The organism is Massilia sp. FBCC-B171, assembly GCF_059134155.1.
Map to the genome: position 1 here is coordinate 3,543,555 of NZ_CP101443.1, position 22,964 is coordinate 3,566,518.

Annotated in this window: 21 protein-coding genes; 9 read left to right on the top strand and 12 right to left on the bottom strand. The window is 62.6% G+C overall.

Features of this window, described 5'->3' with window-relative positions:
- The first annotated feature begins 13 nt into the window (after window positions 1-13).
- From NMB41_RS16025 to NMB41_RS16035, 3 genes are read left to right on the top strand one after another with little or no spacing between them, the layout of a single operon-like run.
- On the top strand, window positions 14-613 hold the full coding sequence (locus NMB41_RS16025) for a 3'-5' exonuclease (protein WP_494382855.1): 600 nt from the start codon (window positions 14-16) through the stop codon (window positions 611-613).
- Window positions 614-666: 53 nt separating this feature from the next.
- Complete coding sequence (locus NMB41_RS16030; RefSeq protein ID WP_494378802.1) at window positions 667-1,380, top strand: c-type cytochrome; 714 nt, start codon at window positions 667-669, stop codon at window positions 1,378-1,380.
- Window positions 1,377-2,645 carry a c-type cytochrome gene (locus NMB41_RS16035; RefSeq protein WP_494378803.1) on the top strand — a complete coding sequence of 423 codons (1,269 nt, stop codon included), beginning with the start codon at window positions 1,377-1,379 and terminating at the stop codon, window positions 2,643-2,645. The genes NMB41_RS16030 and NMB41_RS16035 overlap by 4 nt, the downstream gene beginning before the upstream one ends.
- 245 nt (window positions 2,646-2,890) lie before the next feature.
- Here NMB41_RS16035 and NMB41_RS16040 read toward each other — a convergent pair whose 3' ends face one another.
- Both NMB41_RS16040 and NMB41_RS16045 read right to left on the bottom strand, forming a co-directional pair.
- Window positions 2,891-3,805 (bottom strand): retron system putative HNH endonuclease, encoded by a 915-nt coding sequence (locus tag NMB41_RS16040; protein WP_494378804.1) that lies wholly within the window; start codon window positions 3,803-3,805, stop codon window positions 2,891-2,893.
- Between the two features lie 35 nt (window positions 3,806-3,840).
- Entirely contained in the window at window positions 3,841-6,117 is a 2,277-nt protein-coding gene (locus NMB41_RS16045; protein ID WP_494378805.1) for an AAA family ATPase, read from the bottom strand.
- A gap of 445 nt (window positions 6,118-6,562) precedes the next feature.
- Here NMB41_RS16045 and NMB41_RS16050 point away from each other — a divergent pair, with 445 nt between their 5' ends.
- A complete protein-coding gene (locus NMB41_RS16050) occupies window positions 6,563-7,039 on the top strand; it encodes a hypothetical protein (protein WP_494378806.1) in 477 nt (158 codons plus the stop codon).
- 61 nt (window positions 7,040-7,100) lie between these two features.
- Here NMB41_RS16050 and NMB41_RS16055 read toward each other — a convergent pair whose 3' ends face one another.
- The 4 genes from NMB41_RS16055 to NMB41_RS16070 form a co-directional block, all read right to left on the bottom strand.
- Window positions 7,101-8,393, bottom strand: a complete 1,293-nt coding sequence (locus NMB41_RS16055) for a PQQ-dependent sugar dehydrogenase (protein WP_494378807.1) — start codon at window positions 8,391-8,393, stop codon at window positions 7,101-7,103.
- Window positions 8,390-8,821 (bottom strand): DUF2231 domain-containing protein, encoded by a 432-nt coding sequence (locus NMB41_RS16060; RefSeq protein WP_494378808.1) that lies wholly within the window; start codon window positions 8,819-8,821, stop codon window positions 8,390-8,392. The genes NMB41_RS16055 and NMB41_RS16060 overlap by 4 nt, the downstream gene beginning before the upstream one ends.
- A 186-nt stretch (window positions 8,822-9,007) precedes the next feature.
- Window positions 9,008-10,129, bottom strand: coding sequence for a type IV pilus twitching motility protein PilT (locus tag NMB41_RS16065; RefSeq protein ID WP_494378809.1), 1,122 nt, complete (start codon window positions 10,127-10,129; stop codon window positions 9,008-9,010).
- Window positions 10,130-10,384: 255 nt separating this feature from the next.
- A complete protein-coding gene (locus tag NMB41_RS16070) occupies window positions 10,385-10,858 on the bottom strand; it encodes a DMT family transporter (protein ID WP_494378810.1) in 474 nt (157 codons plus the stop codon).
- A 165-nt stretch (window positions 10,859-11,023) separates the two neighbouring features.
- On the opposite strand from NMB41_RS16070, the gene NMB41_RS16075 reads away from it, so the two are divergent.
- The gene (locus tag NMB41_RS16075) at window positions 11,024-11,800 is read left to right on the top strand and encodes a head GIN domain-containing protein (protein ID WP_494378811.1); all 777 of its coding nucleotides are present in this window, start codon (window positions 11,024-11,026) and stop codon (window positions 11,798-11,800) included.
- Window positions 11,801-11,839: 39 nt separating this feature from the next.
- Here NMB41_RS16075 and NMB41_RS16080 read toward each other — a convergent pair whose 3' ends face one another.
- The 3 genes from NMB41_RS16080 to purU are packed head-to-tail and all read right to left on the bottom strand — an operon-like array spanning window position 11,840 to window position 13,766.
- Window positions 11,840-12,304 (bottom strand): copper chaperone PCu(A)C, encoded by a 465-nt coding sequence (locus NMB41_RS16080; RefSeq protein WP_494378812.1) that lies wholly within the window; start codon window positions 12,302-12,304, stop codon window positions 11,840-11,842.
- Between the two features lie 26 nt (window positions 12,305-12,330).
- Window positions 12,331-12,876: a YaeQ family protein gene (locus NMB41_RS16085; RefSeq protein ID WP_494378813.1), complete on the bottom strand. Its 546-nt coding sequence runs from the start codon at window positions 12,874-12,876 to the stop codon at window positions 12,331-12,333.
- Between the two features lie 20 nt (window positions 12,877-12,896).
- Window positions 12,897-13,766, bottom strand: a complete 870-nt coding sequence (gene purU / locus NMB41_RS16090; protein ID WP_494378814.1) for a formyltetrahydrofolate deformylase — start codon at window positions 13,764-13,766, stop codon at window positions 12,897-12,899.
- A gap of 143 nt (window positions 13,767-13,909) precedes the next feature.
- Here purU and NMB41_RS16095 point away from each other — a divergent pair, with 143 nt between their 5' ends.
- From NMB41_RS16095 to NMB41_RS16110, 4 genes are all read left to right on the top strand, one after another.
- Window positions 13,910-14,935 carry an NADP-dependent oxidoreductase gene (locus NMB41_RS16095; RefSeq protein ID WP_494378815.1) on the top strand — a complete coding sequence of 342 codons (1,026 nt, stop codon included), beginning with the start codon at window positions 13,910-13,912 and terminating at the stop codon, window positions 14,933-14,935.
- A gap of 108 nt (window positions 14,936-15,043) precedes the next feature.
- Window positions 15,044-15,991, top strand: a complete 948-nt coding sequence (locus tag NMB41_RS16100; protein WP_494378816.1) for a hemerythrin domain-containing protein — start codon at window positions 15,044-15,046, stop codon at window positions 15,989-15,991.
- Between the two features lie 111 nt (window positions 15,992-16,102).
- Window positions 16,103-16,483 carry a KGG domain-containing protein gene (locus tag NMB41_RS16105; RefSeq protein ID WP_494378817.1) on the top strand — a complete coding sequence of 127 codons (381 nt, stop codon included), beginning with the start codon at window positions 16,103-16,105 and terminating at the stop codon, window positions 16,481-16,483.
- A 104-nt stretch (window positions 16,484-16,587) separates the two neighbouring features.
- Window positions 16,588-17,106 carry a YgjP-like metallopeptidase domain-containing protein gene (locus NMB41_RS16110; protein WP_494378818.1) on the top strand — a complete coding sequence of 173 codons (519 nt, stop codon included), beginning with the start codon at window positions 16,588-16,590 and terminating at the stop codon, window positions 17,104-17,106.
- Window positions 17,107-17,308: 202 nt separating this feature from the next.
- On the opposite strand, the gene NMB41_RS16115 is transcribed toward NMB41_RS16110, so the two are convergent.
- Genes NMB41_RS16115 through NMB41_RS16125 form a run of 3 tightly spaced genes read right to left on the bottom strand, consistent with a single transcriptional unit; the run spans window position 17,309 to window position 22,924 of the window.
- Complete coding sequence (locus tag NMB41_RS16115; protein WP_494378819.1) at window positions 17,309-20,443, bottom strand: efflux RND transporter permease subunit; 3,135 nt, start codon at window positions 20,441-20,443, stop codon at window positions 17,309-17,311.
- Between the two features lie 10 nt (window positions 20,444-20,453).
- Window positions 20,454-21,662: an efflux RND transporter periplasmic adaptor subunit gene (locus tag NMB41_RS16120; protein ID WP_494378820.1), complete on the bottom strand. Its 1,209-nt coding sequence runs from the start codon at window positions 21,660-21,662 to the stop codon at window positions 20,454-20,456.
- Complete coding sequence (locus NMB41_RS16125) at window positions 21,659-22,924, bottom strand: TolC family protein (RefSeq protein WP_494378821.1); 1,266 nt, start codon at window positions 22,922-22,924, stop codon at window positions 21,659-21,661. The genes NMB41_RS16120 and NMB41_RS16125 overlap by 4 nt, the downstream gene beginning before the upstream one ends.
- Window positions 22,925-22,964: the final 40 nt, after the last annotated feature.

The following is a 22,964-nucleotide window of genomic DNA, read 5'->3' on the forward strand; positions in this document are numbered from 1 at the left end:
AGTGAGCGGCCCGATGGGCGACATTCCCGAAGCCGAAGAAGCGCTGCCGCCCTACGAAGGCATCGCCCTGGCCGACGTCGTGCTCGTCAAGTCCGACGCCGAGGCGGCTGCTGCCCTGGCGGCGCTCTCGATGTCGGACGTCGTCGGTTTCGACACCGAATCGAAACCCACCTTCGCCAAGGGCGAGGAGTCGACCGGCCCGCACCTGGTGCAGCTGGCCACCGACAGCACGGCCTACCTGTTCCAGATCGGCGCCCGGCCCAATGCCGTCAACGTCGACCTGCTGCGCGCGGTGCTCGAGGCGCCCGGCATCCTGAAGGTGGGATTTGGCCTGGGCGACGACTTGCGCCGCCTGCGCAGCAAACTCGGTATCGAAACGCAAAACGTGGTCGACCTGTCGACCACGCTGCGCCGCCGCGGCGAACGCAATACGCTCGGCGCCAAGACCGCGGTGGCACGCTTTTTCGGCCAGCGCCTGCAAAAGTCGAAACGCATTACCACCACCAACTGGTCGCTGCCGCGCCTGTCGGAGCAGCAGATCCGCTACGCGGCCGACGACGCCCACGTCGCCTTGAAAATCTATCGCCACTGGCGCGCAAACCCACCAGGTTGAGTGAGCCAATGCGTTGTCGGTTATCATCCTGTCATTGATAACCTGGATGTCGTATGCCGCTCCCTGCACCGCTACGTTTTTCAGCACTACTGTTCGCCGCCCTGCCCGCATTTGCCGCGGCCCAGGGAGGCGTCACTGTCCCCGATACCCTTGAACAGCGCATCGCCGCCTGCATCGCCTGCCATGCGCCCAAGGATGGCGCGGGCACCAGCGTGGGCGGCGTGTATTTCCCGCGCATCGCCGGCAAACCGGCGGGCTACCTGTACAACCAGCTCGTGAACTTCCGCGACGGCCGGCGCCAGTATCCGCTCATGACCTGGATGGTGACCCACCTGCCCGACCCCTACCTGCATGAAATCGCCGGCTATTTCGCGAGCCAGCATCCGCCCGTTCCGGCACCGGCCGCGCCCCTGGCGCCGGCGGCCGTGCTCGAACGCGGCCAGCGCCTGGTGCGCCAGGGCGACCCGGCGCTGAAGGTTCCGGCCTGCATCGCCTGCCACGGCCAGCAGTTGGCCGGGGTCGAGCCGGGCATTCCGGGCCTGCTGAACCTGCCGCGCGATTACGTCAACGCCCAGTTCGGCGCCTGGCGCAACAAGGTGCGCCGCGCCCATGCGCCCGACTGCATGGCGACCATCGCCGAGCGCCTGGGGCCGGGCGACGTGGCCGCCATCTCCGCCTGGCTGGCCGCCCAGCCGACGCCGCCGGGCGCGCGGCCCGCCGAGCGCCTCACGCAGCCTTTGCCGATGCCTTGCGGGAGCGCGCCATGAAGCGGCGTTTGCTCCTTGCCCTGCTCGTGCTGCTGGCCGTAGCGCTGGCGGCGGTCGTCATCGCCTGGCCACGCGAAGAATTCATCGCCTCGCGTGCACCGGGCGACCACGCGGCCACCAACGCCAACCTCGCGCGCGGCGCCTACCTGGCGCGCGCCGGCGACTGCATGGCCTGCCACACCGCGCGCGGCGGCGTGCCGTATGCCGGCGGCCGCGTGCTCGACACGCCCTTCGGCCGCCTGCTGGCCCCCAACATCACGCCCGAGCCGACCACCGGCATCGGCAACTGGACGCCCGACGACTTCTGGCGCGCCCTCCACAACGGCAAATCGAAAGACGGCCGCCTGCTGTATCCGGCCTTCCCCTACACGAACTACACCAAGGTGACGCGTCTTGACTCGGACGCGCTCTTTGCCTACCTGCGCAGCCTGCCGCCGGTGCGCCAGCAAAATGCGCCGCACGAGCTGCGTTTCCCCTACAACCAGCAGCTCACCCTGGCCGGCTGGCGCCTGCTCTACTTCAAGCCGGGCGTCCAGCAAACCGACACCGCGAAGGACGCGCGCTGGAACCGCGGCGCCTACCTGGTCGAAGGGCTCGGCCACTGCGCCGCCTGCCACAGCACGCGCAACCGTTTCGGCGCCACCGACAGCACGCTCGGCGGCGGCCTGATTCCGACCATCGGCTGGTATGCGCCTTCGCTGACCTCGGAAAAAGAAGCGGGCCTCGGCACATGGAGCGAGGCGCACATCGTGCAGCTGCTGGGCACCGGCGTGGCGCCCGGCGCCAGCGTCACCGGGCCGATGGCCGAGGTGGTGGTGCAAAGCCTCCAGCACCTGAGCCATGACGACCTGGGCGCGATGGCGACCTATCTGAAGTCGCTGCCCGCCACGCCCGCACCCGCACGCCCGGCCGCGCCGCAGCCGTCCGAGCAGCTCATGCTGGCGGGAGAAAAGCTGTATGGCCAGCATTGCGCCACCTGCCACGGCGAGCGCGGCGAAGGCAAGGGGCCGTATCCGGCCCTCGCCGGCAACCGCGCCCTGACCTTGGCGGAACCGGTAAATGCGATCCGCGTCGTGCTCAACGGCGGCTTCGCGCCTGGCACCCAGGGCAACCCGCGCCCCTATGGCATGCCGCCCTTCGGCCATGCGCTCGGCGACACGGAAGTGGCGACGCTGGTGAGCTTCCTGCGCGCCAGCTGGGGCAATGCGGCAGAGCCGGTGTCAGCTGCGCAGGTGAACCGCTACCGCAGCGTGCCGCTCGACTAGATTTCTGCACAAGACCTGGACGAAAGAAAAGGGGAGCAACGAAAGTTTTAATTTTAAAGATCTCGTCGGATGCAGACGAAACTGCCTCGTCTGGGAATACGCGTATTTATATACACACCTAAGAAATTCAATGTTAGCTGCAAATCTATAGGCGCCATCAATTTTTGCTGTTCCGCATCAGCCACGCTTAACAAAAACAGCGCATTATTCGCGACCGACCATTGTTAGATAGTAAGCAGCGCTCATCAAATTAAATCCCGAAGGTCGACCCCTAGGGATTTCAAATCAGCAAACTCATCATTTTTTTCCCCGTCCAAGATGTAGTTCCTTAGCATGCCAAGATATGGCGCGCTCTTTCCAAACATCTCTAGCATCTGAGCCTGCAACTTACTGATCTGATCTAGGTTCTCATTGATCTTTTTTCGCGATACGCGACAGGACACCAACGTATTATGATTTCCCAGAAGAAATCTCATAAGCCCAACGTAATAGACAAAATTATTGAGGCATTTTTGCCGCTCCTCGACCAGCAATTTTCTTTGTAATGCATAAACGTCAATTGAGGTTTTAGCTTTCCGTCCTCTGAACGCAGATTCACTATGCACAGGATGTATTAAACCATTTAGATCATATCTAAGAAGCTTTTCTGGATCTTCCTTACACGGGTCGATCAAGAGCCTCACTCGCTCTTCTGCCGATAAATCACTGCTATGTTTTCTTACTCTTTGCCGCTCATCGTCTAAAGGGAATTGGGCACCTTTTCCTAGCCGAATACGGGCAGCCTGCCCAGGAACCGAATGATTCCGCACCCGATTGCAGTCCACACAGGAAATAAGTAGGTTCGCCCAATTAGCTGCGAGCCAAAAATATCCCGGGTAAAGACTCCTCACTCCATTATCAATTTCAGCTTTTGGCCGGAAATGCTCTACCTCTTTAGGCGTAACGTGAGCATAATTGCTTTCGCAGTATGCGCATTTGCCGTTAAAAACTAACTCCAATTCATGGGCGAGCTCTACATCCTTGTATAGTCGGAAAGTAAACCCTTTGTCGCAAAGCTTAACGTTTTTTGCATAATTAAGTTTATTTGTAAAAAAAGTTCTAGCTCTATCAATCTCATTTTCTTCTGGCGATTTTATCGAGGCTGAAGGCCGAAGATACATCGTAATCTTCGGGCATTTCGGTCGTTTTATGTAAATCAAGTCTTTGGGCCCTTCACAGCAGCGACGTTTCCCTCCCAGATGTCCGAAATCTGCTTAACAGCTTCGTCATTAAGATTTACGCGTGGAATTTTTTTCTTAATAGTACCATCCACAATTAATTTATCAATTGCATGGTACATTAGCTGTTCTCGGAGAGTACCACCAAAATATTTTCTATCCTTTAGTTTATCGGTAAGCTCGATTAGACGAGCCGCCTCCACGGGTGTCCTCGTTACTTTTGCTAGAAGTGCATAGTATTCATCGAAATCACGTTCAACTTCTTCGTCAAATGTCGTATTTAAACCAAAGAATTCTGAGGTGAGTATTTGATCGATTCTAAAATCAGCGGGAGATGGCAAATCAGTAATTGCGACGACCTGCTGCTCAAGATCTCGCTTCAGGACCACTACCTCTTTCTGCCCTAACCCACGCAAACACAATGGATCATGAGTTGTAGAGATGAATTGAACGCCAGGCAAAGCACGGCGTAAGCTCCCGACAATACGCATCTTCCAAGTTGGATGTAAATGAGTACCTATTTCATCCAGAAGCACTATACCTTCAGCATTGGAAAGCGTTTTCCACAAGCGTTGTCCTACTTCAAGTATATCCATGGTTAAAGCCACGACCGACTGATAACCGTCACTTAGATGCCTTAACAAAAACTTTGGGCGATGGAGGTTAACAAATACTTCTCCATTTATTCGCGAGAACCTTGTATCTTCTGGCAATGAAAGAAGATCTTTCAGTGCCAGAGCCATGACGTCAAAATTGTTCTCACTGGCGTTTAACAGCACTGAGTTCGCGTCGGCCAACGCGACAAATGGGTTAAACAAGTTTCCAGTTCGAATAAACTCTCCTCGTCGACTCACACTAATTCCCCTAGGCAATAAGCGGGTAGCCCCGTATCCCAATAACATAACTTGTGCATCCCATTGCTCCCCTGATATAAGCGGGCCTTTCCTGGAGACACTGACTGTCGATATATTCCCGCTTGGACTGACAAACTTGATTGCACCTTCGATGAAATGAACTTGATGAGGCCGATCAAACCCTGTCACTTTTACAGTTATCCGCCCACTTTTGCACCGGTAGCGTATGAAATCAGAGGGATTAATATTTTGCTCAGAAATTAGTTCAGTGAAACGTTCTGGCCCCATCAATGCGACTGCGACAGATTGAAGCACAGAGCTTTTCCCAGTCCCATTTTCACCTAACAGCATGAGCCAAGGGGTTTTTCCTTCCTCAGCAACCCGTAAATCAAGTTCAAGTTCCCGGATACTTTTTATGTTTTTAATCGAGATGTGTTCAATTAATCGACTTTGAGATCGATACATCTCGCGTCCCTTTTCAGTATCTAGCGAGTATGCTGATCGACGAGCATGGTATACTTTATATGACTGCTTGGCCTCATCAATCGTTTTTCTAGATCTTACACCAAGCGTTTGTCTAAGATTTTTTCCCAAAAACCGTGACACATCGACTTTTTTTGAGAAGGTGCCGACGATTTGACGCGCCATGCCAGCATACTCATGGTCGTTAGATACGTAAGACCGTATCTCCGCTGCAATCGACTCGTATTTGCCCCCACTCATTACATTATCGGATTCATCCTTTGAAACCTCCTCCTTGGCGAGTTTAAGAAGAAATAGCAGCCTTTGCGCTAAGGTTTTTCGAGCCGCGATCAACCCTGGACGATTTAAACCCAACAAATCGATGGTCATTTGAGCGCGTTTATACTTGCTTGCAACCGTCCCATCCAGGTCAAAGATTAAATATTTCTCAACAGGATCCACGCAAGGATTCAATATCAGAGGAGTCTCAAGGGTTTCCTCACCTTCTCTAAAGGCTCGTTTTTTTTCATCCTGCAATGGAAAGCGATTACCTTTTCCATGAATGGATGCGCCATACTTGCGCGGTCGATTGCAATCAACACAGGTTAATAAGAGGTTATCCCAGCTACTTGCAAGCCACCAATATCCAGGATGATTTTCACTTTCGACTACTGGCGCCTTCGGGCGATAGTGTTCGATGTCTGCTACTGAACCTGAGTTCAACCTTGATTCGCAGAATGCACACTTCCCGTAGAAAAGAATAAATAAAGCGTCGAGAACCTCAGGATGACGATATGCTTCAAACTTAAAACGTCGCTGAGAATTCACTCGATTTTTGAAAAATTTGCGGGCAGCCTCACGTTCTGTAGAAGCGAATGATTCCGGGCTTTCCGAAAGAACTTGAGGGGTCAGTACACTTGAGCGATCAATACTAATCAAGGATTTTCCAATGCGTTATTTTAGGTCAAGGCGTAATTTTTTGGGCAGCAGCTACTTACTGCCACAGATAGAGGGTCTTATTAGACATTAAGTTCAGACATGCTGCATACCGAGGCCCCAATATGAAGCTATTTCGCGCTGATAGGACTGGTGTGACCCTTGCCCGCGCCTAAGTTGCACCTTGTGTACCAGGAGTGTACTGGCTTTGTTGCCGCCATTGCAAGCAGGTGGTTCAGGCACACACTCTAGGCTATGAAAATTCGAGTGTGGGACTGAGCCGGTGCATTCGCTGGATGGTGGAACTCGGACAGAGATTAAAGCATGAAAATTGACTTAGCCTAGCTTACGACTGGGTGCTGTTCGTTGGAGCGTGCGTGGCGACGTTATTACGACGGATCCTTACAATTGGAAGTTCGAGCAACTTCAATTTAAGTAGGAATCAAAGATGACAAAAGCCCGCAGCCTCCTCCCCTCCGCCCTGATCGGCGCCGTCGCCAGCGCACGCTCGATGACGCCCATGGCCACCATTGCCGCCGCACGCCTCGCTCACCGCGATACGCCGGGCGAACTGTTCCTGCTCGACCGCCCGACATTCAAATACGGCGCCATGCTGATGGGTGTCGGCGAACTGTTTGGCGACAAGATGAAGTCGGCGCCCGATCGCACTGTGTTCCTGGGTCTGTTGGCGCGCGTGATGAGCGCCGGGATTGCCGGTGCGGCATTGGCGCCGCGTGGCGAAGAAAAGGCCGGGGCCGCGATTGCGGTGGCAACAGCCGTGCCGCTGGCCTACCTGACCCTGGCCGGGCGCAAGCAAGCCATGGCGCGCATCGGCCAGACCAAGAGCGGCCTGATCGAAGACGCGCTGATCGTCGCCGCCGGGGCGGCAATCGTGGCGCTGGCGACCAGGTCGCAGGACAAGTAATTTATATGCAGCGCCTACCGGGCAGGCCTGGCCTGCCCGGTAGGCGCTAGCCAGTTGCAGGCTAGCGGTTGCGGACCACCCGCCACACCGTGTTCGCCAGGTCGTCCGCGACAATCAATGCCCCGCGCGGATCGACCGTCACGCCCACCGGCCGGCCGCGCGTCTTGCCGTCGGCATCGCGAAAACCGGTCACGAAGTCGACTGCCGCACCAGCGGGACGCCCATTCGCAAACGGCACGAAGATCACTTTATAGCCGACCGGATTCTGGCGGTTCCAGCTGCCGTGCTCGCCAACGAAGACGCCGTTGGCAAACGCCTCGCCCATCTCGGGCCGCGAAAAGTCCAGGCCGAGGGCGGCGACGTGCGAGCCCAGGCTGTAATCGGGCTTGATGGCGGCGGCCACCTTCTTCGGATCCGACGGCATCACGCGCGGATCGACGTTCTGGCCCCAGTAGCTGTAGGGCCAGCCGTAGAAGCCGCCTTCCTTCACCGAGGTCAGGTAATCCGGCACCAGGTCAGGTCCCAGTTCATCGCGTTCATTGACCACGGACCACAACTGCCCGGTGCCCGGTTGCATCGCCAGGGCTGTCGGATTGCGCAGGCCCGTCGCGAACGGCTTATAGGCGCCTGTCGTGACGTCGATCTGCCAGACCATGGCCCGGTCGACTTCCGCTTCCATGCCGCGCTCGGTGATATTGCTGTTCGAGCCGATGCCGACGTACACGAAGCGCCCATCCGGGCTGATCGTCATCGCCTTGGTCCAATGGTGGTTGATCTCGGACGGCAGCTTCGCGATGGTGGTTGGCGCGCCCTCGGCCTTGGTCTGGCCTTCCTTGTAGTCGAAGCTGACCAGCGCATCCTGGTTGGCGACGTAGAGCTTGTTGTTAGCGAAGGCCATGCCGTAGGGGGCGTTCAGGTTTTCAGCGAAGACGGTTTTGAGCTCGTACTGGCCGTCGCCATCGGCGTCGCGCAGCAAGGTCAGCCGGTTGCCGCCCTTGACCTGGGTATTGCCCTTGGCCTTGATGTAGCCGGCAATCACATCCTTTGGCTTGAGCTTGGCCGCGCTGCCGCCACGGCCTTCCGCAACGAGGATATCGCCGTTCGGCAGCACCAGCGTCTGGCGTGGAATCTTCAGGTCGGTCGCGATTGCCGTGACGGTGAAGCCCTGGGGCACCGTGGGCTTCTGACTGCCCCAGGCAACCGGCTCGGCGATTTTCATCTTGGGCAGCAAACCGCGTTGCGGTTCCGGCAGCTTGGGATCCGGACCGTAGGCTTGGGTGGTGTTGGCTTCGTCGCTGCATGCGGCGACCAGCAGGGTCATGCTCAATAAGGTCAGTGCGCTCTTGCGGTTCATTTCACACCTCCCGAGCGTGCGTTCAATCCCACCCACGCCGTCATGACGATCAGGAGGCATACGATGGCCGACAGGACCAGGCCCGACGGCATGACTGCCCAGGCATCCTTGGCGTGCTGGAAGGCGTTCACCAGTCCTAGCACCCAGGTCACCAGGAGCAGCACGAAGTACACCAGGGGCTGCCCCGATTTGCGCTCGGCGCGGATCAGATTTACCAGGGCAAACAGCAGCGCCAGCCCGGCAAACAGCAAGCCGCCGGCGATGAGCCAGGATGCGAAGTTACTCCACTGAATCTGGTAACTCTTGAAATAAGCGAGGTCGCTCAGGAATGCGCCGAGAAACAGGGGGACGGCTCCGGCAAGCAGGATCGCGTGAAGCGGGCCTGGCCGGTCGCGATAGGTCGGGCTGACCGTGGCGGCAGAAGACATTGAATGGTCCTTGATATGATTTGGTTATACAAATCATATCGCCTATGCAAATGTGTTGTCGCATAGTTGATTACCATTCCCCACTTCGAGGGCTGGGGTCAGGTCTGACATTCAGACACGAGCTCAACTACAAACAGCCAATGACGGCAGAGCTTGTGTCCGAATGTCAGACCTGACCCCAGCTTTTCACATCAGATCGGCGAAGCCAACGCGGTCGGTGGTGGCCGCGCGCGCATCGTCGATGCCGATCTTGTGGCTCGACAGGAGCCGCTCGAGCGAGGCGTTCATCGTGTGGCAGCCGGGGTCGCGTCCGCTGTTCATGTGTTCGCGCAGCGCGCCCAGTTCACCGTCCTCGATCAGGCGCACCACTGCCGGGCTCGGGGTCAGGCATTCGGTGGCCAGGTGGTAGCGGTTGCCTTCGATCGAAGGCAGCAGCGCCTGGCACAGCACGCCGCGCAGCGCATGGGCCAGCGCCTGGGCCTGGGCGTCGGAATTGCCGAGCAGGCGCAGCATCTTCTGCAGGCCCATCTCGGTCGAGCGCGCATGCAGGGTCGCCAGCACCAGCGGGCCCGATTCGGCCAGGGCCAGGGCTTCCTGGGCCGTCTGGGCGTCGCGGATCTCGCCGATGACGATCACGTCCGGCCGCTCGCGCAGCGCGTCCAGGGCGCCCAGGTAATAGCTTTCGACGTCGCCGTCGATGCCCACTTCGCGCTGGGTGATGATGCATTTGCGCTGGGGGATCAGGGTCTCGACCGGGTCTTCGATGGTGATGATGTGGCCCGAGCGGCGCTTGTTGATCTCGTCCAGCATCGATGCGATCGTGGTCGACTTGCCCTGGCAGGTGTCGCCAATAATGAGAACTAAGCCGCTGGTGAGGCGCGCGAATTCCTGCGCATCGAGGTCGAGCCCGAGGTCGGCCAACGCCATCGGCTCTTTCGGGAAGCGGCGGATCACGCAGCCCAGGCGCTTCTTGCCCTGGAAGGTAAAACAGTTGGCGCGGATGCGCGCCGTGTGCAGGTCGATCGAGCGGTCAAACGCCCGGTCGGCAATCCGCTCGGCCCAGTTCGGCTCGATGACTTCGAAGAATTCTTCCAGTTCCTCGCGCGTGATCGGCGAGTCGGTGACCGCCACCAGGCCCTTCGGCTGGCGCAGCATCAGCGGGCTGTTCTGGTGGATGATGACGTCGGAGAACACCAGGCGCGAGTTCAGCAGGTGCAGGATCTGCTCGACCAGGGTGCCGAAGACCGGATGGTCTTCGTTTTCGACATACGACAGCGTGGGGATTTGCGAGGACTGGTGGAATTCCATCTTGGCGCGGTTCTCAAATGAGGGTGTCGTTCAGACAATGTCGCTCATTATAGAACCATGCTCGTCAGAAATTGCAGCTGCTGGATAGAAATTGTTTGGAGCCTGCCACAGTAGACCGGGGGAAGCTTATGGCGATGCCTGGCAAGCGCGGGCAAGGCGCGAGGAGGCCGCATGGCTGGGCCATGCAACGACGAGCAACGCAGCCCCCGCTTGCCAGGCGCGCCACAAGCGACTCCGGGCTGCTGCGGCAGGTTCCTAACGTGCCAATGCAGCAACAATCCGGTCGCCGAACAAGGTTAGCGCCACGCCGGCCACGACCACCAGCGCGCCGGCCATCCGAATCGGCGAGACATTGCGCACCGCCATCTGCACCAGGCCGAAATGGTCGATCGCCATCGACATGATCAACTGGCCGGCGATCACCAGCACCACCAGGTTCAACAAGCCAATGCGCGGCGCCAGGAACACGGTGCCGAACACGAAGGCGGCGCCGAGCATGCCGCCGGTCAGCTTCCACAGCGGCTGCTGGGTCAACAAGGCGAGCGACTCGCCCACCCCGCCGCGGGCAAAGGCCGCGACGCCGAGCACGACCGTGCCGACGCTGAACGAGATCAGCGCCGCCACCACCGAGTTGGCGTGCAGCGCACCGGCAAGCTGGCTGTTGACGGCCGCCTGGACCGAAATGAAGATACCGACACAAAAGGCCAGGACGAACAGGGCCGCATTCATAATGAATCCTTAACACGCGTTGCCGCAACAAAAAGGGCAAGATTGTAGTGGAAGTGGGGCGGACGTGCAGCCTGGCCGCGTTCCTGCGCAGTCTGTCGCAATGTTGAAGCAGCCGGGCGGGTCCGGGGCTAGAGTCTCAGCATCGACAACCCTGAGGACAAGATCATGAAAAAGGCTTTCTCCAGCTTCGCCCGCCGCACCCTGCTCGCCGCCTGCATCGCCGGCAGCCTGGCCGCCACCGCCCATGTCGCCGCCGCGCCCTGGGACTGGGGCGGCGAACAGGTGCAAGGCAGCGGGCGCATCGTCAAGCAGGTGCGCCAGGTCGGCAATTTCAATGGCCTCTCGCTGGGTTTGCCGGGCCATCTCGAACTGCGTATCGGCAATAGCGAAGGCATTACCATCGAAGCGGACGACAACCTGCTGCCGCTTGTCGAGACCGTCGTCGAAGGCGGGACACTGAAGATCCGGCCGACCAAGCGCAACCTGAACCTGCGCTCGGAATCGATCCGGGTCGTGGTGCAGGCCCGTTCGATCGAGCGCCTGGCCCTGGGCGGCGCAGGCAGCATCGACGCCGACCCGCTGCGCGGGCGCAAGCTCGACGTCGACCTGGGCGGTTCGGGCACGATCCGGCTGAAAGGCGTCGAGAGCGACACGATGGCTGTGTCGCTCGGCGGCAGCGGCGACCTGCAGGCAGCACGCGGTACGGTCGGCAAACTCACCGTGTCCATCGGCGGCTCGGGCGACGTCGACCTGGGAAAGGTACAGACCAACAGCGCCAGCGTGACGATTGCGGGCTCGGGCGAAGCGACGGTCTGGCCGCGCAATGAACTGAGCGCGACGATTGCCGGCTCGGGGGACGTGAATTATTACGGCGATCCGAAGGTCAGCAAGTCGACCGTCGGATCGGGCGGCGTGCGGCGCATGGGCGCGTCACCGCAATAAGGATTTGCAGGGTGGCCGGGAGACCCGTCCACCCTACGATCAATGCTGGTGCGCCGTTGCCGCAGCCGGCGCCACATAGGTCATCGGCTGCACCTTGGCCTCCACCGTCACGCTGCTGCTCTTTTTCGCCCCGTCCTGCACCACCAGCGTCACCGGCACGGTCTCGCCTTCCTTCAGCTGGCGCTTCAGGTCGAACAGCATCACATGGTAGCCGCCCGAGGCCAGGTTCACCGCTTTGCCCGCCGGCAGATCGATGGCGTCGACCTGGCGCATGCGCATCGTGTTGTTTTCCATGGCCATCTCATGCAGCTCCGCGCGGCCCGCGGCCGGGGTGCTGATGCCAACCAGGCGCGCCGCCGTCGCTGATTGCACGCGCATGAAGGCGCCCGAGGCTTTCTGGTTCGGCACCGTGGCGCGCACCCAGGGGTCGCTCACGGTCACTTGCGCCAGTGCGCTGGTGGAAAACAGGCCGGCGGCCAGCAGGGCGGAGAAAAGACGGGTCATGGTGAACTCGAAAAAAGTGAAACGGCTCAGGCAGCCGCCGCCTTGAAGCTCTCGCGCTCGACCAGCACCGTGTCGACGCTGTCGGTCAGATAAAGCTGCGCATCCTGGATCGTGCATTGCAGCTGCATCGAGCGCTTGGCCAGCCGCGCCAGGGCTTCGCTGGTCTCGGCCGGGATATTGATGACGGTGAGATTGCGTGCCCGCTCGAGCTTGTTGGCGATGCCCTTCCACCAGATGTGGCTGGTCGCGCTGTAGCAGTACACATACACGTGCTCGGCACGGCCGCAGGCTTTCAGCAGGCGCTTTTCGTCCGGCTGGCCGACTTCGATCCAGGTCTGGATCGCGCCAGTCAGATCCTTCTGCCACAGGTCCGGCTCGTCGGTATCGAACAGGCCTTTCGTGAATGCCAGCGCTTCGCTCGCGTGCAGGGCAAATGCGAGCAAACGGATCATCACGCGCTCGTCGGTTTCGGAGGGATGGCGGGCAATCGTCAGCCCATGCTCCGCGTAATAGTTGCGGTCCATGTCCGCAATCTGGATGTCTGCCTTGTAGATCGTCGCCTTGAGAGCCATTGATACGATAAAACCTATAGTTATTTGAAAACGACCGTGCGGTCGCCGTTTTGCAAAATGCGGTGTTCCACGAACCACTTGACCGCGCGCGCCAGCACCACGCATTCGACGTCGCGCCCGATCGCGGTGAGTTCCTCGATCGTCATCGCATGGTCGACCCGCTCGACGTCCTGCTCGATGATCGGACCTTCGTCGAGTTCGCCCGTCACGAAATGGGCTGTCGCGCCGATCAGCTTGACGCCGCGCGTGTGGGCCTGGGCATACGGCCGCGCACCCTTGAAGCTCGGCAGGAACGAGTGGTGGATATTGATCGCCCTGCCCTGCAAGGCATTGCACAGGCCCGGCGACAGGATTTGCATGTAACGCGCCAGCACCACCAGGTCGATCTTGTGCATGTCGAGCAGCTCGATGATGCGCGCTTCCTGCGTCAGCTTGGCCTCGTCGGAAGTACCCGTCGCCAGCGGCAAGTGGTGAAACGGGATATTGTAACTTGCCGCAAGCTGGTAGAACTCCATATGGTTCGAGACGATCGCCGGAATCTCCACCGGCAGCAGCCCGCTCTTGTAGCGAAACAGCAGGTCGTTCAGGCAATGCCCGATTTTCGACACCATGATCAGCACGCGCGGCTTGGCCTTCGCATCGTTAAGCTGGCCGCGCATCGCGTTCGCTTCGCACAGGGCGGCGAAGGCGCCGCGCAGGTCGGCGTCCAGCACCGCAGTGTCTTCGAGCGCGAAGTGCACGCGCATGAAGAACAGCTGCGACTCCGGGTCGCCAAACTGGGCCGAATCGATGATGTTGCAGCCGTGCTCGGCCAGGAAGCCGGCCACGCGCAGCACGATGCCGCGCTGGTCGAGGCAGGACAGGGTCAGGATGTATTCCGGATGCGTCATGGTGGGGCGGTCGTGTTGAAGAAGGCTCCGGCATTGTCGCACGGCTTGCAAAATGGGCCATACAAAAACATGCCCGGAAAAAGCGCACGACCGTCCTTTTTTGGGTATAGTTGGCAGTTCAAACAACACCATGGAGAGACAACATGACGCAAGCCACCAACGACCAATTCCTGCTGGCCGCCCGCCCGGTCGGGATGCCCAAGGACAGCGACTGGCAGCGCGCCACGCCGCCCCTGGCCGAGCTCCTTGAGGGCGAAGTGCGCGTCAAGATCCTCTACATTTCGCTCGACCCGGCCATGCGCGGCTGGATGAACGACGCCCGCTCCTATGTGCGCCCGGTCGCCATTGGTGAGGTCATGCGCGCCGGCGGCGTCGGCGTGGTGACGGAATCGAAGTCCCCGAAATTTGCCGCCGGCGACCACGTCATGGGCGTGATGGGCGTGCAGCGCTACTGGACCGGCGCGGCCGACGACAAGGGCGCCATGCTGGCCAAGGTCGACCCGAACGTTGCTCCCCTGCCGACCTGGCTCAACGCACTCGGCATGCCGGGCATGACGGCCTATTTCGGCCTGCTCGAAGTCGGCCAGCCGAAGGCGGGCGAGACGGTGGTGGTGTCGGGCGCGGCCGGTGCGGTCGGGATGACGGTCGGCCAGGTGGCGAAACAGCTGGGCTGCCGCGTGGTCGGCATTGCCGGCGGCGAGGACAAATGCCGTTTCGTGGTCGAAGAACTGGGTTTTGATGCCTGCATCGACTACAAGGCAGGCCCCGTGCAGGCCGGGCTCAAGCAGCACTGCCCGCAGGGCGTGGACGTCTATTTCGACAACGTCGGCGGCGACATCCTCGACGCCGTGCTTACCCGCATCAACATGAAGGCGCGCATCGTCATCTGCGGCGCGATCTCGCAGTACAACGCCACCGAAGCGGTCAAGGGCCCGGCCAACTACCTGGCGCTGCTGGTGAACCGCGCCCGCATGGAAGGCATGCTTGTCACCGACTATGCCGCCCGCTATCCTGAAGGCGTGGCGACGCTGGCGCGCTGGATGAAGGAAGGCAGTTTCAAGAGCCGCGAACATATTGTCGAGGGCTTCGATACCTTCCCCTCCACGCTGCTGATGCTGTTCAGGGGCGAGAACCTCGGCAAGCTGGTGCTGAAGGTGGCCGACGCCTGAGTTATTTCTGGACCTCGCTTGCGCCAATCGCTGGCGCAAGCAAATTCCTCTGAACTTGATCGATCCTGCGGCGTCTACTGAGACTTCAGTATTTACGCCGAGGATGTCATGCCTGCCTTTGTTCCTGCCTTACCCGACCTGCGCACCCAGTTCGAAGCGCAGGTCGACTTCCTGCACCAGGTATCGCGCCACACGGTCGACACCCTCAAGCAAGTAAGCGACCTCAACCTGCATATGCTGCGCCGGCAGCTCGACGACGGCGTTCGCCTCGGGCGCGCGCTCGCCTCGTCCAGCGACCCTGCCCAGATGGGTGCGCTGGCAATGCGCGGCATTCCGTCCGCGGCCGACGCCTGGCGCGCCTGGCACAGCGCGCTCATGAGCACCCTCACCGCGAGCGGCGCCACCCTCGCCCACGACGCCAACGACGGCAGCTGGCAAGCCGCCCGCAGCGCCGCCGGCGCGGCCCGCACCCCCATGATCGACCCACCCCAAGGAGAAGCAATGGCATCCATTGGCAGTAACCAGGACAGGCCGGCAGACGCGCTCGCGCTGCTGCGGGCCGAACACGAACAGGTGCTCCTGCTGTTCGCACGCTACGAGAGCCTGCGCGGCCTGGAAGACGCGGAGGAAACGATGGCCGAACTGGTCGACGACCTCTGCGAAGCGCTGGTCAGTCACACCATGATCGAGGAAGAACTGTTTTATCCGGCGCTGCGCGCGGCCACGGGCGACGACGAATTGTTCGACGACGCCGAACTCGAACATGCGGGCGCACGCGAGCTCATCAGCCAGCTCGAAGTCATGTACCCGGGCGACGAGCATTTCGACGCCACGCTGGCAGTGCTGTTCGAGGAAGTGGCGCACCACATCGCCCAGGAAGAAGGCGAGATGTTCGCGCTGGCGCGCACGGCCGGCGTCGACCTGGTGGCCCTCGGGCAGCGGCTGGCGCTGCGGCGCGCCCAGCTCGACGAAGACCTGAGCGCGCCGCCCACCGCCTTCGACGGCGTGCCCGTGCCGCACGAGGGCAGGCGCACGCCGCCGCGCGCGCCGGACTGAGGGCGGCGCGCGCATGGATGGGGAACTAAGAGAGGAGCGTTGTCTCTAACCGGACGAGCGCGGCAATGTGCGTTCACTTCCACTTGACTGCAGGGCAACCAGGAGAACGACATGGCGACAAGCAAGGAGAGCGGCAAGGGCGCGGGCAGCTCCGGCGGCAGCGCGCAAAAGAGCGGTGGTGGCAGCGGTAACGGTCCGGCAAAACGTGGATTCGCGGCGATGGACCAGAACCAGCAGCGCGAGATCGCCAGCAAGGGTGGCCAGGCCGCGCACCAGAAAGGCACGGCGCACGAATTCGATTCCGAGGAAGCGCGCCGCGCAGGCCAGAAAGGCGGTGAGGCAGTCAGCCGCAACCGTGCACACATGGCCGACATCGGCCGCAAAGGCGGCGAGAGCCGTCAATCTGCCAGCCGGGCGGCGGCGGCGGCGGCGGCCAGCGGCAACGCCGCGGCGCCAAAAGGCGGCAATCGCCAGGGAGGCAAGGAAAGCTGATGCACCGCCGCGCCGCCAGAACGGTGGCGCGGCGTAAGCGCAGCGTCGGGTCATGCGGCGCATGCGGCTGCAGGAGCGCGGCGGCTATGCTAAAGTCCCGCCCCATGTCCGAACTCCGCTACCTCACCGCCTATCCCGACCAGCTGCGCCAGCAAGCCGCCGCCCTGCTCCAGGAAGGCCGCCTTGGCACCCTGCTGCGCTCGCGCTATGCCGGCGCGCACGGCCTGCGCACCGACCGCGCCCTGTACGACTACGTGCAGGACCTGAAGATCGAATACCTGCGCAACGCCGAGCCGATCGCGAAAGTCGCCTACGACAGCAAGATCCACGTGGTGCAGCATGCCCTCGGCCTGCACACCGCGATCTCGCGCGTGCAGGGCAGCCGCCTGAAGGCGAAACACGAAATCAGGATCGCCAGCGTGTTCCGCGACGCCCCGCTGGAATTCCTGCGCATGATCGCCGTGCACGAACTGGCGCACCTGAAGGAAAAGCAGCACGACAAGGCGTTCTACAAACTGTGCTGCTGGATGGAGCCGCAGTACCACCAGTTCGAGCTCGATTTGCGGCTGTATCTCACCCACATGGAACAGACGGGCGAGCGGCTCTGGGGCGACGCCGCCTGAAGCTGGCCTGGGTTCGTGGGGCTGTTGCCTGAGGCGTTATTGGTTCGTCCAATCCGCGTGGGCACAGGTGCCCACCCTACGGAACACGCCAACAGCGAGTTCATGCAAAACCCGGATCGTTAACCCTTTCCGTAGGGTGGGCACCTGTGCCCACGCGGATTCAAGGTACCGATAACAGGACAGGCAACAGCCCCACAAACCATCACGCCCTCCCGCGCCCTGCCCTGCCGCCATGCGCCCAGACATACAGCACCGGCAAGATCAGCAGCGTCAGCAAGGTCGACGACAGGATCCCGCCGATGACCACCGTCGCCAGCGGCCGCTGCACCTCCGCTCCGGTACTCGTCGCCAGCGCCATCGGCAGGAAGCCGAGGGAGGCGACCAGCGCCGTCATCAGCACCGCCCGCAAGCGTGCCTGGGCGCCCTCGCGCATGGCCTGCTCGGGCCCATGGCCCTGCTCGCGCAGGGAACGGACGAAGGCGATCATCACCAGGCCGTTGAGCACGGCAACCCCGGACAAGGCGATGAAGCCGACCGAGGCCGAGAGCGACAGCGGCAAGCCGCGCAGCCACAGCGCCAGCACGCCGCCGGTCATGGCGAACGGAATGCCGCTGAAGACCAGCAAGCCGTCCTTGACGCTGTTGAACATCAGGTACAGCAGCGCGAACACGAGCGCCAGCGCCGCCGGCACCACCAGGCCCAGGCGCGCGCTTGCCGCCTCCAGGTTTTCGAACTGCCCGCCGAGGCTGAGCCAGACCCCCGCCGGCAGCTTCACCTGCACCAGGGCCGCCTTGAGCTCGGCCACGAAGGATCCCAGGTCTTGCCCCCTGACGTTGGCGGTCACCACCACGCGCCGCTTGCCGTTCTCGCGGCTGATCTGGTTTGCTTCCGGCACGAAGCTTAAGGTGGCAATTTCGGACAAGGGAATGCTGGCCGCGCGTCCTCCCTGCGCCGGGAGCGAAATCGGCAGCTGCCTCAGGCTGTCGACGTCGTTGCGCGCCCCTTCGGGCAGCCGCACCGTGATGGCAAAGCGCCGGTCGCCTTCGAACACCATGCCGACATCGCGCCCGCCCACCAGGGTGCCGAACGCTTCCTGCACATCCGCGACATTGAGGCCATAGCGCGCCGCCTTGATGCGGTCCACCGTCAGCGTGAGCGCGGGCAGTCCCTCGGTTTGCTCCACCTTGACTTCAGAGGCGCCGGACAGCTTGCCCATCGCGCGCGCGACCTGCTGCGCCGTTGCCGCCATCGCGCCGGCATCGTCGCCGAATACCTTGACGGCGATGTCGCTGCGCACGCCCGAGATCAGCTCGTTGAAGCGCAGCTGGATCGGCTGCGAGAACTCGTAGTTATTCCCGGGAATCCGGCCCGCCGCCTCGGCAATCGCTGCGACCAGCTGCGCATGCGACTTGCGCGGCTTCGGCCATTGCGCCTGCGGGCGCAGGATGATGTAGCTGTCGGCAGCGTTCGGCGGCATCGGATCGGTTGCCACCTCGGCGGTGCCGACACGGGCGAACATGCGCTCGATCTCGGGAAACTCCTTGAGCAAGGTGCGCTCCAGGTGCTGCTGCATCGCCACCGATTGCGCCAGGCTGGTGCCGGGAATACGCATGGTGAGCACCGCCAGGTCGCCTTCGTTCAGGTTGGGCGCAAACTCGGTGCCCAGCCGTGTCGCCAGCATGCCGGACAACAGCACGCAGAGCGCCGCGAAGGTTAATGCAACCGACCGGTTGCGCATTGTCCAGTCAAGCGCCGGCCGGTACAGGTCGCGCGCCTTGTGCATGAGCTTGTTTTCATGCTCCGCCACGCCCTTGCTTACGAACAGCGCCACCGCCGCCGGCACGAAGGTGACCGAGAGCAGCATTGCCGCGACAAGTGCCATGACGACGGTGATCGCCATCGGATGGAACATCTTGCCCTCCACGCCGGACAGCGCAAAGATCGGGAGGTAGACCGTCATGATGATCAATTGGCCGAACAACAGCGGCCGCCTGGCTTCGGCGGCGGCCGCCGCAACTTCCGCGAACCGCTCTTCCCGGCTCAGGAGCCTGCCCGCCGCGCGCTGGGCCAGGCCGAGACGGCGGATGCAGTTCTCGACGATGACGACGGCGCCGTCGATGATGATGCCGAAGTCGAGTGCGCCGAGGCTCATCAGGTTGGCGCTGACGCCGGCGTTGAGCATGCCGGTAAACACCATCAGCATGCTCAAGGGAATGACCAGGGCGGTGATCACGGCGGCGCGCAGGTTGCCAAGAAACAGGAACAGGATGGCGATCACCAGCAAAGCGCCTTCGAGCAGGTTCGTGCGCACCGTCGCGATCGCCTTGTTCACGAGCACCGAGCGGTCGTACACCGGCAGCGCCTGCACGCCCGCGGGCAGCGAGCGGTTCACGTCGTCGAGCTTGCGGCGCGCGGCTTCCGCCACGGCGCGGCTGTTTTCGCCGATGAGCATGAAGACGGCGCCGAGCACCACTTCGCGCCCGTTTTCGGTCGCCGCACCGGTGCGCAGCTCGCGGCCGGGCTCCACGTCCGCCACATCGCGCACCCGGACCGGCGCGCCCTCCACCACATCGAGGACAATATTGCGAATCTCTTCGAGCGACTTGACCTGGCCGGGCGTGCGCACCACGAACTGCTCGCCGCCACGCTCGATATAGCCGGCGCCTGCATTGGCATTGTTGCGGTCGATGGCGTTGACCAGGGTCGCCAGCGACAGGCCATGCGCCGACAGCTTGGCCAGGTCGGGCGCCACCTGGTATTCCTTCAGGTAGCCGCCAATGGTGTTGACCTCGGTGACCCCGGCCACGCCGCGCAATTGCGGCGCCACGATCCAGTCCTGGATTTCGCGCAGGTCGGCCGGGGTGTACAGGCTGCCGTCAGGCTTGCGCGCGCCCTCCTTCGTCTCCACGGTCCAATAGAAGATTTCGCCCAGGCCCGTTGCGGTCGGCCCCATCGACGGCTGGACGCCGTCCGGCAGCTTCGCCTTTGCCTCCTGCAGGCGCTCGCTCACGAGCTGGCGCGCAAAATAGATGTCGGTGCCGTCCTTGAATACGACCGTCACCTGCGACAGGCCGTATTTCGACAGCGAGCGGGTCTGCTCGAGCCGGGGCAGGCCGCTCATCAGGGTCTCGATCGGGAAGGTGATGCGCTGCTCCACCTCGAGCGGCGAGTAGCCTTCGGCGCCCGTATTGATCTGCACCTGGACATTGGTAATGTCGGGAACGGCGTCGATCGGCAAGCGCCCATAGCTGTAGAGTCCCGAGGCCGCGAGGCAGGCGACGGCAAAGAGGATCAGCCAGCGCCGGGCGATGGAAAGTTCGATTATTTTCTGGAACATGGTTGCCCGCTCAGTGATGCTCTGCTTCGGCTTTGCCGAGGTCTGCCTTGAGCAGGAAACTGCCGCTCGCCGCGTAGTGCGCGCCGGCCGCCAGGCCGTCGACGATCTCGGTACGTTTTCCGTCCGAGCGCCCAAGCGTCACGCCGGCCGGCCGGAAGCCGCCGGCCGTGCGCACGAAGACCACGCTGCGCTCGTGGATGGTCTGGATGGCCTCGCTCGCCACGCTGACCGGCACACTGGCTTGCTGTCCCAGCAGGTCGACGCTTGCCAGCATCCCGGGCCGCAGGCGCAGTCCCGGATTGCTGAGCTCCACCCTGGCCGTGGCCATGCGCGTCGCCTCGCCCAGCACCGGGCCGACAAAAGCGACCTTGCCCTCGCGTTCCTGCGGCTGCGCGTTGATGCTGACCCTGGCCGGCATGCCCGTGGCAACCTGTGCCAGGCGCTCCGCGGGCACGGCCGCTTCGACCCAGACCCGCGACAGGTCGGCAATCGTGAGCAGCGCTTTGCCCGGGTCGACGGCCTGGCCGGCGACCACCGGCTTGTCGAGCACGATGCCGCTAAAGGGCGCGCGCACGGTGACGCTCCCGGACACCGGGCCGCCGCCCGCAATCCCGAAGGCGGCCAGGCGCTGCCTGGCCGCCTGGGCGCCGAACTCGGCCTCTTTCAAGGCGGCTTCTGCCGCGTCGAGGTCCTGGCGCGCCGAGATGCGCTGCTCCCACAGGGTTTTTTCGCGCTGATAAGTCGTCCGGGCCAGCGCCAGCCGCTGGCGCGCACTGGCCTCCTCAAGGCGCCACTGCGCCACCTCGGGACTCTGGATGACCACCAAGGCTTGCCCCTGCCTGACTGCGGCGCCCGCCGACACCGGCACCGACTGCACCATGCCGGCGGCGGGCGGCGCCAGCGCGACCGTGCGCTCGGCGTCGACCTTGACCTGCGCCGGCAGATGCAGGCGCTCGCGGATCATTGCGGGACCGGCGCTGTCGATGGCGATCCCGTTGGCCTTGATTTGCGCCTCGGTCATCGCGATGCCTCCCTCCCCGGCGGCCCCGGCTTTTCCCTCGGCGGCGTCTTCGTGGCGATCGTCATGGCCGTGCGAATCGGCATGCGCATCGTGGCCCTGCCCCGAGCTCTGGCCGGGCGCCCGCCACAGCATCAGGGCGGCAAGAACGGCGGCGACCGCGCACATCAGCGCGATCAGGATTTTTTGTTGCTTGGTCATGGGTACGATCCCGGTTCGGTTGATCTGTCTTGTTCTGCTATGGGAGCGGCGCCGGCCAGGCGTTCGATGTCGGCATAGGCGCGCCAGGCCTCGAGCAGCGCGTTCGCATGGCGCGACCGGGACTGGACCAGGGTGCGCTGGGCGTCGAGCACGTCGAGGATGGAGAATTTGCCGTACTCGAAGCCCTTCAGGGTCAGCGCATACGCGGAATCGGCACTGGGAAGCACGTCCTGGCGCAGCAGGCTGGCCTGCGTGCGCGCCAGGTCATAGCGGGTCCAGGCGTTCGCCAGCGCCGCGGCGGCGGCAAGCTCGGCGGCGGCCAGCTCCTCCTGCGCCCTTTCGGTTCGGCGCAATGCCGCCCCGAGCCTGCCCTGGTTGCGGTTGAACAGCGGCAGCGGCACGGACAGGCCGATGACGCCCTGGCGCGCGCCGGCGCCGTCCTCCTTTTGCGTGCCGATCGAAACCGTCACATCGGGAATCCGTGCGGCCCGTTCGACCTCGGCCTGCGCACGCTGCGTCGCGAGCACGCCGCGTGCGCGCCTCACCGCTGCCGATTCGCCGCCTGCGGCCAGCAGCGCCGCCAGCGGCTGGACTGCGGGAAGCTGCTCGGGCTGGCCGGCGGCCAACACCATCGCGTCGGCCGGCATGCCGATCAAGGCGGCCAGCTGCGTCCTGGCGATGGCGAGCGCACCATTTGCCTGGTTCAGTTCGCCCGCCGCGTCGACGGCGGCAAGGCGCGCCTTCGTCTCGTCGATGGGCGAGATCTTCCCGGCCACGACCCGCTTGCCGGCGACCTCCACGCCCTGGCGCGCCAGCTCGACCAGCGCGCCTGCCAGCGTTTGCCGCTCCTGGGCGACCAGCACGCCATAAAAGCCGGCGACGACCTCGGAGCGGATCTCCTGGCGCCGCGCCGCCAGTTCGCTGCGGGCCAGGCCGGCTTCGCCTTCGGCCACGGCAAGCCGCGCCCGCCGCTTGCCGCCGAGTTCGATCGGCTGCCTGATCTGGACCGTGGTGGTCCTGTTGCCGGCTTGGTGGCCTTCGCGCAGGTAGTCCAGCTCGGGGTTCGGATACGCGCCCGCCTGCTGGACGGCAGCTTCGCTTGCCGCCACTTCGTGGGCCGCGGCGCGCAGTGAGGGCTGGTCGAGGGCGAGCCGGATCGCGGCCGGCAAATCGATGGGCGCGCTCCGGGCGGCGGCGCCGCAGCACCAGGCCATGAGGGATACGGCGGCCAGCATCGGCAGCCACTTGGGTTGGATGGTCATCTGTACTCCTGAAAAAAATGTCGTTCAGGCGCGCAGGACC

Bases quoted from the DNA above. Each gene is read 5' to 3' on its own strand.
- NMB41_RS16120 (WP_494378820.1), bottom strand. From the start codon at position 21,662: ATGACCAAGCAACAAAAAATCCTGATCGCGCTGATGTGCGCGGTCGCC.
- NMB41_RS16125 (WP_494378821.1), bottom strand. From the start codon at position 22,924: ATGACCATCCAACCCAAGTGGCTGCCGATGCTGGCCGCCGTATCCCTC.
- NMB41_RS16035 (WP_494378803.1), top strand. From the start codon at position 1,377: ATGAAGCGGCGTTTGCTCCTTGCCCTGCTCGTGCTGCTGGCCGTAGCG.
- NMB41_RS16030 (WP_494378802.1), top strand. From the start codon at position 667: ATGCCGCTCCCTGCACCGCTACGTTTTTCAGCACTACTGTTCGCCGCC.
- purU (WP_494378814.1), bottom strand. From the start codon at position 13,766: ATGACGCATCCGGAATACATCCTGACCCTGTCCTGCCTCGACCAGCGC.
- NMB41_RS16065 (WP_494378809.1), bottom strand. From the start codon at position 10,129: ATGGAATTCCACCAGTCCTCGCAAATCCCCACGCTGTCGTATGTCGAA.
- NMB41_RS16085 (WP_494378813.1), bottom strand. From the start codon at position 12,876: ATGGCTCTCAAGGCGACGATCTACAAGGCAGACATCCAGATTGCGGAC.
- NMB41_RS16080 (WP_494378812.1), bottom strand. From the start codon at position 12,304: ATGACCCGTCTTTTCTCCGCCCTGCTGGCCGCCGGCCTGTTTTCCACC.
- NMB41_RS16105 (WP_494378817.1), top strand. From the start codon at position 16,103: ATGGCGACAAGCAAGGAGAGCGGCAAGGGCGCGGGCAGCTCCGGCGGC.
- NMB41_RS16055 (WP_494378807.1), bottom strand. From the start codon at position 8,393: ATGAACCGCAAGAGCGCACTGACCTTATTGAGCATGACCCTGCTGGTC.
- NMB41_RS16075 (WP_494378811.1), top strand. From the start codon at position 11,024: ATGAAAAAGGCTTTCTCCAGCTTCGCCCGCCGCACCCTGCTCGCCGCC.
- NMB41_RS16100 (WP_494378816.1), top strand. From the start codon at position 15,044: ATGCCTGCCTTTGTTCCTGCCTTACCCGACCTGCGCACCCAGTTCGAA.
- NMB41_RS16095 (WP_494378815.1), top strand. From the start codon at position 13,910: ATGACGCAAGCCACCAACGACCAATTCCTGCTGGCCGCCCGCCCGGTC.
- NMB41_RS16025 (WP_494382855.1), top strand. From the start codon at position 14: ATGGGCGACATTCCCGAAGCCGAAGAAGCGCTGCCGCCCTACGAAGGC.
- NMB41_RS16070 (WP_494378810.1), bottom strand. From the start codon at position 10,858: ATGAATGCGGCCCTGTTCGTCCTGGCCTTTTGTGTCGGTATCTTCATT.
- NMB41_RS16110 (WP_494378818.1), top strand. From the start codon at position 16,588: ATGTCCGAACTCCGCTACCTCACCGCCTATCCCGACCAGCTGCGCCAG.
- NMB41_RS16050 (WP_494378806.1), top strand. From the start codon at position 6,563: ATGACAAAAGCCCGCAGCCTCCTCCCCTCCGCCCTGATCGGCGCCGTC.
- NMB41_RS16060 (WP_494378808.1), bottom strand. From the start codon at position 8,821: ATGTCTTCTGCCGCCACGGTCAGCCCGACCTATCGCGACCGGCCAGGC.
- NMB41_RS16040 (WP_494378804.1), bottom strand. From the start codon at position 3,805: ATGTATCTTCGGCCTTCAGCCTCGATAAAATCGCCAGAAGAAAATGAG.
- NMB41_RS16115 (WP_494378819.1), bottom strand. From the start codon at position 20,443: ATGTTCCAGAAAATAATCGAACTTTCCATCGCCCGGCGCTGGCTGATC.